Below are 11,121 nucleotides of genomic sequence, written 5' to 3' on the forward strand. Positions count from 1 at the left end.
CGGGGTCGCTCAGCCTTACCCTTGGCTGAGCGTTCATTGAGGTTGCGGCTCCCGGCACGGTCTCGCACCGCGCGGTTGTTCATTGGCACGGCACCTGGCCGGTGCCTGCGCCCGAGAGCGGCTTGGCTCGTTGCGTTCACATCGGAGCGCAGCAGCAGCAGGCAGAGAGAAGACGCCGATGAGGACTGATCAGGGGGATCCGGAGGCGATGGCTCGGATCTACGACCTCGCGTGGGACTGGGCTCAACGGGTCCTTCCGCAGGGCGACTCGATCCTGACGCCGGGGGAGCAGATTTGGACGCTGGAGAACCTGCGGGAGTTGGAAGAGAAGTTCATCGGACGTCCAGACGTGGCGTTAGGCTCACCGTTCCTGACGAGAGTGCAGGAACAGTTGCGGGACGCGTCCCCCGCAGCGGTGCAGCTGATGGTCGAGGTGCACGTCCTCTACTTCTGGTGGGTCTGGGAGGGCGCCATCTCGGCGTCGAAAAAGCTCGCGGACCTGCGTGCCATCCTGTCCTGGCTACCGGAACGGCCGCCCCTCGCGCCGGAGATCGAAGCGTCGATGGGCCCCGGCATCGCGCATCCTGGCCAGTGGGCGATGGTGCACCGGGAGACGCAACTCGCCTCCCTGGTGCGGGTTGCGACGGCGCTGGCGAGCAGATCGTCAGCTGACTACGCGGGCCTGTTGAGCAGCCCGTTCGCGTTCAGGGACGCCGTCTTTGCCGCCCCGGCGCCTTCTGGGGACACCGCGAAGCACGGGTTGATCCATCTGGTGTTTCCCGACACCTTCGAGTCCATCGTGTCCGGCTCCCACAAGCAATGCATCATCGACCGGTTCGGTGAGCACACCGGAGAGGCGCCCGACACGGACGCCGCCCTGCTGCAGATCCGTCAAGAACTCTCCTCCGCCGGTTGGGGCGAGGGATTCAGCTACTACGACGACATCAACGACCCGCTGCTCCACCTCTGGTCGAAGAACACGAAGACGTGGGGCGCGCTGCTCCACTGGATCGAACGGGTGTCGGCGACGTTCGACCTGGAGGCAGACGAGCGCAGCTACAAACTGTCGGTGGCCGCCGAGCTGAGGGGTGGGCGCGCCGCCATGATGGCGGGGGCGGACGGGTGGTGGGAGGTCCTGCGCCGAGCGATGGTCCACCGCGAGAACAACCTGTTCGGCTGGCGGCATCGAGGAGAGTTCGTCCGCTGGATGAAGGAGAACCCAGCTGACGCCGAGGCGGCGTTGAGGACGCTGTGGGAGGTGGACAGCGGGCGCTCAGAGCCCCAGCGGATCGACGCGTTCGCCGCAGCCATCCGGCCGTCGGGGCTCACCACGACCGGCTCGGTGGTGAACCTTGCCGCGGGGCTCTTGATGGCCAGCCGGCCGCAGTATCAACCACCCCTCAAGGTCGACCTGACACGTCGGCTGTGGCGACTGGCGGGCTGGGGCAACGAACCGGCGAACTCCACGCCGGGCCACGTCATCGTCCGCGCCTATGCCTTCTTCGACGAGCTCGTTCGCGACAGCGCCGCCGCGGACCACCCCCTGCGGGACCGGCTCGATGCGCAGAGCGCCCTGTGGGCATTGGGTCATCTCAACGAACGCCCGGTGACGTGGACGGAACAGGAGTGGGCCGAGTTCACCGCCTTCCGAGGTGGCGCCGAGACCGAGGAGCCGGAACCCGTCGAGGGGTTGACGCCTGAGCCGGAACCCGTCGTGGTCCCGTCGAAGGACTTCGTTGCGGTGGCCGCGAAGGACCTCCACGTTTCCCGCGGCTTCCTCGACACGATCGTCACGCTCCTCGAGGACAAGGGCCAGGTCGTGTTCTACGGGCCACCCGGAACGGGTAAGACCTACCTCGCCAAGCGCCTGGCCCGAGCGATCGTGGAGGAGGAACCCGACCGGATGACGGTGGTGCAGTTCCACCCCGCCACCACCTATGAGGACTTCTTCGAAGGGCTGCGGCCGCGGCTTGGCGAGGATGGTCACATCAGCTACGAACTACGCCGTGGGCCGCTCTCCCTCCTAGCGAAGGAGGCGCTGGACCACCCCGAGCACAGCTACGTGATGGTCATCGACGAGCTCAACCGGGCCAACCTGCCCAAAGTGCTGGGCGAACTGCTGTTCCTGCTCGAGTACCGGCGCGAGTCGGTCGCGACGCTGTACCGTCCCGAAGAGAAGTTCGAGTTGCCGGAGAACCTGTTCTTCATCGCGACCATGAACACCGCCGACCGGTCGGTCGCGCTCGTCGATGCCGCGTTGCGGCGCCGCTTCCATTTCGTCCCGTTCTTCCCTCACCAGGGGGAGATGAAGGGCCTCCTTCGCCGTTGGCTCACCGACCACGGGCAGGCGACGGTGGTCGCGGACCTCCTGGACGCGGTCAACGAGGAACTCCGGGGTCACGTCGGCGATCATCTCGTCATCGGGCCCAGTCACTTCATGAAGGGCGACCTGTCGGAGGAGGCGCTGGCCCGCATCTGGGAGTTCAACATCTATCCCACCCTTGAAGAGTTGCTGTGGGGAAGGACGGATGAACTGAAGGTGTGGCAGTGGACGGCCGTCCGGCACCGCTACGCGACCCTGCTGCACCTTCCCGTCGACGACGCTGTGTCGGTGGCGGTCGCCGCGGTGACCGACGCGGAACTGTGAGCGGAGACGCGGGTGAGCCCGTCGTGTATCAGGTCGCGGAATACCAGCAGATCGAGGCGGCACTCACCGACGACGCGGCGCGCCGGCTGCAGGGCATCGCTGGGCCCCGCCTGACGCTGAGTCCCAGCCCGCAGGGCTACCGGATCCGGGCCTCCTCCTACGTCGGGTCCATCTCGGCCCCCGGCGTCGTCGTTCACATCGTCCCGAAGGTTCCGCTGGACAACGTGCTCCACCTCCTGACGTGGAGCACCGAACGGATCGCCTTCGGGACGGACACGGTCGGGCACGCGAAGGGCGGCCTCACCGGAGCGGTTGCCGCCTGGTATGTCCGCGTTCTCGAACGAGCCCTGATGCTCGGCATCGATCGGTCCTACATCGAGGAAGCCGACCGCCTGGTCGCGCTGCGTGGGCGGATCGACTGGCCTGCGCACGCCCGAGGCGTCGGGCTGCCCACTCCTATCCCCTGTCGTTACGACGAATGGTCGCTCGACACGCGGGCCAACCGGATCGTGGCGGCCGCGGCTCGCGTCCTGGTGCGGCACCGCGCCGTCCCGCAGGCGTCCGCTTTCGTGTTGCGCCGACTGCTGGGCCGCCTGGAGGGGGTGGGCCCGCTACGGTCTGATGACCTCGGGGGCGCGGAGCGCTTCCTGACCCGTTTGAACGAGCACTATGCCGGGGCCGTCCGCCTGGCGCGCCTCGTGCTGCACGCTGCCGGCCCTGCGCACGGTGCCGGAGGCGCCGCGGTGTCGGCCTTCCTGGTCGACATGAACGACGCCTTCGAGGACTTCGTCTTCGCCAGCCTCCAGCAGCGGCTACGCGGCCGGTGGGATGCCGTGAAGCGGTGCGTCCCGCTGGACGTCGACTCCCACGTGCGATCCGAACCAGACCTCCTGTTCACCGACACGTCGGGTGTGAACGTGCTCGTCGCGGATTGCACGTACAAGATCGCTCACGGCGGACGCGGGCGGACCCCGGACTACTATCAGCTGCTGGCCTACTGCACCGCCTTGGGGCTGCCCCGCGGGGTCCTGGTCTACTGCGACGCGGGGGGTGCCACCACGGCGCCCCCGCGGGCCATCGAGGTGCGGCTCGCCGGGACCCGGTTGGAGACCTTCCCGGTTCACCTGGGCGGGAGCATCGCGGACATCGACGGCCAGCTCGACCGCCTGGCGGACCACCTTTACCTCACTGGTTCCACCACAATCGATCCAAGTTGAAGACTTAAGAGTTATCAGCGCTACTCGTGGTGTCACATATGCGGGGGACTGGTCCGGCCAGCTCGCAGACATGTATAGTTATGGAACGAGAGCGACGCCAGGTCGATGTTGTCTCCTGGGGGTGGGTAGACGGCTTCTAAGCCCTTCGACCGGCGTCGCTCTCCCTGTGCGTTCAAGGGGTGTCGTCCCATGCTTGCCCCCGTCCGAACGACGGACACCCCCCACGGCAACCGCGGCAGGCTCCTCGCTAGAGTCGGGGCCATGACCTCCGGACTTGAGCGGGCACGTCAGAAAATGGCTGCCGCCGGCGCGACCGACGCCGCCATCGACGTCTTCTCCCACTACTACCAGCAGCTGGGCACCGCCGGTGGCGGCTACATCCGCGAAGACTCGATCGAACCCCTCACCGATCCGCCGAGGCTCGCGTCGGTGGACATCGATCCCGACGTCGCCCGCGACGCCCTCGCCCGCACCGCGATCATCAAGCTCAACGGCGGACTGGGAACCTCGATGGGCCTCGACGGCCCCAAGACCCTGCTGCCGGTGCGCGGACGCAAGACCTTCCTCGACATCCTCGTCGCCCAGGTGCTCCGAGCCCGCGAGCGTTACGACGCGCGGCTGCCCCTAATTTTCATGAACAGCTTCCGCACCCGGCAGGCCACCTTGGACCATCTCGAACGCTACGACGACCTCGCGGTCGGGGATCTCCCGATCGACTTCCTCCAGGGCTTCGAGCCGAAGCTCACCCGAGACACCCTCGAGCCCATCGCCTGGCCGGCGGACCCCACGCTCGAGTGGTGCCCGCCCGGGCACGGCGACATCTACACCTCCCTCGTCGGAACCGGTCTGCTCGACCGGCTCGTCGCCGCGGGGTTCCGCTACGCCTCCATCGCCAACGGCGACAACCTCGGCGCAGGCCCCAACGCCACCCTGGCGGGCTGGTTCGCCCAGTCGGGTGCCCCGTACGCCGCCGAGGTCTGCCCGCGCACCCCCAACGATCGTAAGGGCGGGCATCTCGCGATCCGCAGGAGCGACGGCCGCCTCATCCTCCGCGACACCGCGCAGACCGCGCCGGAAGAACTGGAGTACTTCACCGACGAGTACCGGCATCCCTACTTCCACGCCAACAACCTGTGGGTCGATCTGGAGGCTCTCGGCCGGCTCATGGCGGAGCGGCACAACGTCTTGGGGCTGCCGCTGATCCGCAACGAGAAGACCGTCGACCCGGCCGACAAGACGACCCCGGAGGTCATCCAGTTGGAGACGGCCATGGGTGCGGCCATCGAAGTGTTCCCCGGAGCTCAGGCGATCGCCGTCGAACGCGACCGGTTCCTGCCGGTGAAGACGACCAACGAACTCATGCTCGTCCGCTCGGATGCCTTCGCCCTGGACGGGGACGCCCGCCTCCTGGCCACCACCGAGCGGCTCCCCGCCGTCTCCCTCGACAAGCGGTTCTACGCGTTGTTGCCCGACTTCGAGGCGCGCGTGGAGTTCGTCCCCTCCCTGCGGGAGGCGCGCTCGCTGACCGTGCACGGGGACTGGACGTTCGCCGACACCGTCACCGTGGTGGGCGACGCCGTGCTGCCGGACGAAGGTGAGCCGCGGACGGTCGACGCAGAGGTCATCGGGCAGCAGTGAACGGCCCCTGGCACCAGGCGCTCGGGCTGGCGCTCACCGGTGAGGATCTCGCGCTGGGCGTCCAGGAGAGGTTCGAGGTGAACGAGGCGGTCGCCGCCCTGGCCTCGGTCGACTGGGACGCCGCACGCATCGCAGAGCACGCCCACCGCCTGGTCGGGCAGGCGCCCTGGCCGCATCCGGTGCCCGCTGCCCAGCGGGGTCCGATCGGTGCTGCCGAGTTCCACGCCGCCCTGCTCCGGCTCCGGGAGCGACTGGGGCTGAGCGCGCTGGAGGTCCGGCCACCTTCTACCCGGACCCGCCTGGACGCCGACGAGCGTCGCCTGCTGGCCGACGTCCCCCCGCACTTCGGACGCACCTGACGGCGGCTTCGCACAGACGGATACGCCGTGGCCCGCCGGTCGAGGCGTCGTCTCGTCCCGGCGCTGCGGCCGGGACCCGTGGGGTGGGAGCGTCGACGGCGGTGCGGACGAACTGAACGGGGCCCGCCTGGTGGCGGACCCCGTTCACAGTCGGTCCGCGGGCGTGACCCGCGCAGGTTCTCCGCTTAGTTGCGGGCCTTGAGCAGATCGCGGATCTCAGTGAGGAGTTCGTCGGTCGACGGAGCCTCGGCGGTAACCTCGACCGCCTTGTTCTTGTCGGCACGATCCTTCAAAGCCGTGTACGGCTTGATGATGAAGAAGTACAGCACCGCGGCGACGATCACGAAGGCGACGACGGCGTTGATGAAGACACCGACGTTGATATTGAGGTAGGGGATCGCGACGGCGCTGAAGTCCGGCTGCCCGCCGATGAGGCCGATGAAACCCATGATGATGCCGGTGAAGGCGTCAACCACCTTGGAGAAGGACGCGCCGATGATGACGGCGGTCGCCAACTCGATCAGGTTGCCCTGCATCAAGAAATCCTTGAAACCCTTCATGGAACTGTGTTTCCCTCTCGTTCGCTGTGCCCGCGTGGGGTGTGGTGTTGCCGATCGTGGATTCTTGCGAAACCGCGTCCAGTGGCAACCACGACGCTACACTGTGCCGTTTGATCGGCCCACGCGAATCGCCCTGTGAACACTCCGGACCCGGCGACTCAGCGCACCGCGATCGTCACGGCGTCCACGGATGAGAGTTGGGCGAGCTTGGACGCCACCTGCGGCTCCACCTCGATGAGCGCGGCCCGCGACGAGGCGCCGAGGCCGCTGTCGGAGTCGGGTGCGGACAGGACGCGGACCTCGGCTGCCAGCGTGCCGCCGTCGGTGCCGAGGAGGTCGAGGACGGCGCCAGGCTTCACCAAGGCGGCGATGGCGCTGCTGGGAAGGGGGAGGGCCACGACGACGAAACCGGGACGCGCCAGCCGCTCACCGGCGGCGACGGAGGCATCGGTCAGGATGCTGCCGGCGGTCAGGGGCGCCGCCAGGGTCGCTCCCACCGCCTGATCGGCCTGCAGCATCGCTCCCTGCGGGACGGCCTCAGCCGGGATGCTGCGGGCGCCCACGTCGGCGGCGGTCAGCACCGTGCCCGCGGGCAGTGCGCGCCCGGTGACGACGACCATGACGGCGTCGGGCTGGTGCGGGGCCAACGCCAGGAGGGCGGCCAGCACGGCGAGAAAGGTGCACGCTGCAGCGAGCGGACGACGCCGTAACCGCACGACACGGGGAAGCCTGACAACGGCGCGGGGTGGTTTCACACCCGGACGTTAGGCAGGGGGCGTCAGCTCGCCGCCGCCGTCCCGGTCGAAGGTGTGGCCGGCGTGTCCTTCTTGGCTTTCTCCTTCGGTGCAGAGGCCTTCTTTTCGGAGGCGACCTTGCCCTTGTCGGAGGAACTGCGGTTGTCGGTCGCGTAGAAGCCAGACCCCTTGAACACGACACCAACTGCGCTGAACACCTTGTGCAGCGGACCTTGGCAGGTGGGGCACACGGTCAGCGGGTCGTCGGTGAACCTCTGCTGCACCTCCAGGTCGGCTCCGCAGTTCGCGCAGCGGTACTCGTAGGTGGGCATGCGGCTCCTTTCACAGCGACGGCCCAGTGTAACTCCGTGGTGCGAAGGCCTCAGCGGGGGACCGCGCCCGTGGCGATTGACCGGGTGGGAGTGATGATCAGATCGACCCGGCGATCCCACGGATCGAGCGGGACGACCGGGACGACCTCGGCGTCGGACACCAAGGTGGCCACCAGCGCATCGGACGCGGCGTGGGCCAAGGCGCGGTCGTACCAGCCCCCGCCCGTGCCCAGGCGATCGCCCTCGGGGGTGACCCGCAAGGCCGACACCCACACCAGGCTGCACTCCGCCAACGCTTCGGGGCCCAGGGTGGGGGTCGTCGGCTCGGGGATGCCACGCCATCCCGCACGGACCGCCTCTGGACCCGCATACCAGGCCCACGCGGGTGCGCGGTGGCCAGCCAGGACCGGCAGCAGGACGGCCACCCCGCGGGCATGCAGAGCGGCGATGAGGTCTGCGGTGTCCGGCTCGGGCGGGACCGACACGTAACAGGCGATCGTCCGATGTCCCGCGCAGGCGGCCAGCAGTGCAGGCAGGCGGGCGGCGTCCGCGTGCACGCGGGAGGCATCCGCCTGGCGCTGAGAAAGAACCTCGGCGCGAGCACGCCTCTTGGCGGGGAGTTGCCCAGATGTTTGCACGGCTCGCGGCGCCCTTCGCAGGAGCGGTGCGCTCCTTGTCTTATCTTAGTTTCATGGCCAGCTTCGCACCTATGACGAACGACGGCGTCGAGGGCGACGCCCCGCGCTACGCGGCATTCTCGCGCCCCGCAGGGACCGCCCGCTCGCTGGAGGAGGAGCGCGCCTTCTTGCTGGGCAAGGTGCAGCACATGCGCCCGTTCGCCATGCAGATCCTGGACGTCCCCGGCCTGGTGCTGTGCGAGGACATCGTCTCCGACCTCGACCTACCGCTGGTGACCACCGCGCGCGTGGACGGCTACGGCGTCCGCGGTTCCGACCTGGTGGGCGCCACCCCGCTCAACCCGGCCTCCCTGCACCTGGTGGGCAGCATCCGCGCCGCCGACGACCCCGGGCGCCCGCTGGTCGCGGGTGCCACCGTCCGCGTCGAGGCGGGGGCGATCGTCCCCGAGGGCGTCGACGCCGTCGTCCCGCTGACCGCCGGTGCGCCCGGAGAGGACGACACCATCCTCATCGGCACCGAGACCCGCCTGTTCCAGAACGTGCGCCGCGCCGGGTCGGAGTTGTCCGACGGGACGCCGCTGTTGCGTGCCGGTGACGTGCTCACGCCCAGATCCGTCGCGGTGCTCGCGGAAGTGGGCCTCGACAAGGTGATGGTGCGGCCCCGCCCCCGCGTTGTGGTGTTCACCGTGGGGGAGACGCTCGTCGAGCCGGGACGCGCGCTCACCGCGCCGCAACAGCGCTACGACGCCACCACCGCCTTGATCACCGCCGCCGCGCGCAGCGACGGCGCCACCGTCTACCCGCTGGGCGTCGTGGCCGCAGACCCGGAGGCGGTGGCCCGCGTCGTCAACGACCAGCAGATCCGCGCCGACCTCATCGTCGCCGTGGGGGCGGCCCCGTTCGTCGACGCCATCCCCGGCGCCCGGGACGCCGACGAGGCGATCGTCGGCCTCAACGGGCAGGTGTCGGTGGCCTACGCGGCGCTGGGCGACAACCAGACCCCGCTGGTGACGCTGCCTGCCGGCGTCATTTCCGCCTACGTCGCCTACCTGGCGTTGGTGCGGCCGCTGGTCAACACCCTCAACGAGGTCGACCCGCTGGCCGGTGACCGCGTCCTGGGGAGGCTCACCGAGACCGTCGAGTCCGAGGTCGGCGTCACCCAGTACGTCCCGGCCGTTCGGACCCTCCTGGGGGCGACGACGCCCGTCGCGGCGGCCGACTCCCAGCTTGCCTGGGATCTGGCCCGCGCCAACGTGCTGGCGATCATCCCGCCGAACGCCGGTCGGGTCGAAGCCAACACGCACGTGGACTGCCTGGTGCTCGGCGACGGAACGGATCCCGAGGCCCGGTGAGCCTGTGGGGGGAGCGCCGCTGGCCCGTCAGCCTGCAGCACGGCCCCGTCGGCCTGCGCCCGCTCTGGGTCGGCGACGAGGACGACTGGTATGCGGTGCGCGCGCGCAACGCCGCCTGGACGCTGCCCTGGGATGCCACGCGTCCCGCGGAGGCCACCAGCCCAGGGCTCACCTTCCGTCAGATGGTCCGCCGGCTCGACGCCGACGCCCGCGCAGGACGGGCCCTGCCGTGGGCCATCACCTGGACCGAGCCGAACGGCGCCACCCGGCTCGTCGGGCAACTCACCATCTCGGGCATCACCTACGGCTCTGCACGGTGGGGCATGGCGGGCTACTGGGTCGATCGTGACGTGGCCGGACGCGGTGTCGCCCCGACCGCGCTCGCCCTGGGCGGCGACTACGCCTTCACGGTTGTGCGGCTGCACCGGCTCGAGGTGGCGATCAGACCCGAGAACGTCAACTCCCTGCGGGTCGTCGAGAAGCTGCGGTTCCGCCCCGAGGGACTGCGTCCCGCATACATGCACGTCAACGGCAGCTGGCGCGATCACGCGATGTTCGCGTTGCACGCCGAGGAGGTGGGCGCCGAGGGGCTACTCGGTCGGCTTCTCTCGGCGCGACGGGATGCACCGTCGGCTGGTTGAGTGTCCCACCTGGGGGTGACACGGGCCGCGTCCTGACTACGACTTCTGGCGTGGATGGGTCCGGCGCGGCGCGTCCTGCCCGGCCGCTTCTCAGGCCGGCTTTAGGGTTTCGGACATGGGTTTTCAGGGACTGATCTTCGGCGCCGTCGCGGCGTGCTGGCTGGTCTACCTGGTGCCCATGCTGCTGAACCGACGCGACTCCGGCCTCGTGGAAGAGGGCGAGCCCAGCGAGCCCTTCGGCTCCTCGGTGACCATCGTCCGGCGGGGGACCGCCCTGGACGCCGCCGAGAACGGGTCCGCCGTCGTGTCGACACCGCACAACCGCCGCGCCGCCCTGCGTGAACTCGCCGACCGGGACCGGGAGACCGCCGGACGACGCCGCAACGTCATGATCTTCCTGAGCCTGTTCGGCATCACCACCGCCGCGCTCGCCGCCTTCGGCCTGGTGCCCTGGTGGGTGCTCACGCTGCCCGTCGGGCTCCTCGTCGCGTTCCTGGTGGTGGCCCGGTTCAGCGTCGCCCGCCTGCGCCGCGAACTCGACGAGCGCGCCCGCATCATCCGCGGCGGCGATGTCGACGAGATGACCGTCGCGATCGCCGTCCGCGAGTCCACCGAGGAAGACGAGGCCGCCCAGTCGGTCGAACTCAGCGCGCCCATCGAGCAGACGGGCTCGCTGTGGGAGCCCATCCCGATCACGGCCCCCACCTATGTGTCGCGCCCGCTCGCCCCCCGCACCGTTCGCACCATCGACCTGTCGGCGCCCGTCGCCGGCAAGAGCTCGCTCCCGGTCACCGCCGATGGCCCCGAGACTCCGGCCGCGTCCCCGCAGGCCGACACCTCGGCGTCCGATCAGGGCACCGATCGTCCCCGCGCCGTCGGCGAGTGATTTCGCCGGATCCGGGCCGCATGGTAGTCTGATCCTCGCTTTAGGGGCTATGGCGCAGTTGGTAGCGCGTCTCGTTCGCAATGAGAAGGTCAGGGGTTCGAATCCCCTTAGCTCCAC

11 protein-coding genes and 1 tRNA gene are annotated in these 11,121 nt (G+C 69.4%); 8 read left to right on the top strand and 4 right to left on the bottom strand.

Annotated features, from left to right (window positions below; all coding sequences use genetic code 11):
- The first annotated feature begins 178 nt into the window (after window positions 1-178).
- The 4 genes from V7E09_RS12000 to V7E09_RS12015 all read left to right on the top strand — a co-directional run bounded on the left by V7E09_RS12000 (window position 179) and on the right by V7E09_RS12015 (window position 5,861).
- A complete protein-coding gene (locus tag V7E09_RS12000; RefSeq protein WP_324523445.1) occupies window positions 179-2,647 on the top strand; it encodes an McrB family protein in 2,469 nt (822 codons plus the stop codon).
- Window positions 2,644-3,864, top strand: a complete 1,221-nt coding sequence (locus V7E09_RS12005) for an McrC family protein (protein WP_324523446.1) — start codon at window positions 2,644-2,646, stop codon at window positions 3,862-3,864. Before V7E09_RS12000 ends, V7E09_RS12005 begins: the two co-directional genes overlap by 4 nt.
- A 261-nt stretch (window positions 3,865-4,125) precedes the next feature.
- Window positions 4,126-5,502: a UTP--glucose-1-phosphate uridylyltransferase gene (locus V7E09_RS12010; RefSeq protein ID WP_324512254.1), complete on the top strand. Its 1,377-nt coding sequence runs from the start codon at window positions 4,126-4,128 to the stop codon at window positions 5,500-5,502.
- Window positions 5,499-5,861, top strand: a complete 363-nt coding sequence (locus V7E09_RS12015) for a hypothetical protein (RefSeq protein WP_324512253.1) — start codon at window positions 5,499-5,501, stop codon at window positions 5,859-5,861. The genes V7E09_RS12010 and V7E09_RS12015 overlap by 4 nt, the downstream gene beginning before the upstream one ends.
- Before the next feature lie 185 nt (window positions 5,862-6,046).
- Here V7E09_RS12015 and mscL read toward each other — a convergent pair whose 3' ends face one another.
- The 4 genes from mscL to V7E09_RS12035 form a co-directional block, all read right to left on the bottom strand.
- The gene (gene mscL, locus V7E09_RS12020; protein WP_324512252.1) at window positions 6,047-6,421 is read right to left on the bottom strand and encodes a large conductance mechanosensitive channel protein MscL; all 375 of its coding nucleotides are present in this window, start codon (window positions 6,419-6,421) and stop codon (window positions 6,047-6,049) included.
- Window positions 6,422-6,579: 158 nt separating this feature from the next.
- Entirely contained in the window at window positions 6,580-7,176 is a 597-nt protein-coding gene (locus tag V7E09_RS12025) for an SAF domain-containing protein (protein WP_324512251.1), read from the bottom strand.
- A 23-nt stretch (window positions 7,177-7,199) separates the two neighbouring features.
- Window positions 7,200-7,487 carry an FmdB family zinc ribbon protein gene (locus V7E09_RS12030; RefSeq protein ID WP_324512250.1) on the bottom strand — a complete coding sequence of 96 codons (288 nt, stop codon included), beginning with the start codon at window positions 7,485-7,487 and terminating at the stop codon, window positions 7,200-7,202.
- Window positions 7,488-7,537: 50 nt separating this feature from the next.
- Window positions 7,538-8,125 (bottom strand): 5-formyltetrahydrofolate cyclo-ligase, encoded by a 588-nt coding sequence (locus tag V7E09_RS12035; protein ID WP_324512249.1) that lies wholly within the window; start codon window positions 8,123-8,125, stop codon window positions 7,538-7,540.
- A gap of 53 nt (window positions 8,126-8,178) precedes the next feature.
- Between V7E09_RS12035 and V7E09_RS12040 the strand changes: the two genes are divergently transcribed.
- The 4 genes from V7E09_RS12040 to V7E09_RS12055 all read left to right on the top strand — a co-directional run bounded on the left by V7E09_RS12040 (window position 8,179) and on the right by V7E09_RS12055 (window position 11,120).
- Complete coding sequence (locus V7E09_RS12040; RefSeq protein ID WP_324512248.1) at window positions 8,179-9,477, top strand: molybdopterin molybdotransferase MoeA; 1,299 nt, start codon at window positions 8,179-8,181, stop codon at window positions 9,475-9,477.
- Window positions 9,474-10,118 carry a GNAT family N-acetyltransferase gene (locus V7E09_RS12045; RefSeq protein WP_324512247.1) on the top strand — a complete coding sequence of 215 codons (645 nt, stop codon included), beginning with the start codon at window positions 9,474-9,476 and terminating at the stop codon, window positions 10,116-10,118. Before V7E09_RS12040 ends, V7E09_RS12045 begins: the two co-directional genes overlap by 4 nt.
- A 115-nt stretch (window positions 10,119-10,233) precedes the next feature.
- On the top strand, window positions 10,234-11,004 hold the full coding sequence (locus V7E09_RS12050) for a hypothetical protein (RefSeq protein ID WP_324512246.1): 771 nt from the start codon (window positions 10,234-10,236) through the stop codon (window positions 11,002-11,004).
- Window positions 11,005-11,047: 43 nt separating this feature from the next.
- A tRNA-Ala gene (locus V7E09_RS12055) sits at window positions 11,048-11,120 on the top strand.
- Window position 11,121 lies beyond the last annotated feature (1 nt).

Origin of the sequence: Propioniciclava sp. (assembly GCF_036744435.1) — a bacterium.
Taxonomy (GTDB): Bacteria; Actinomycetota; Actinomycetes; order Propionibacteriales; family Propionibacteriaceae; genus Propioniciclava.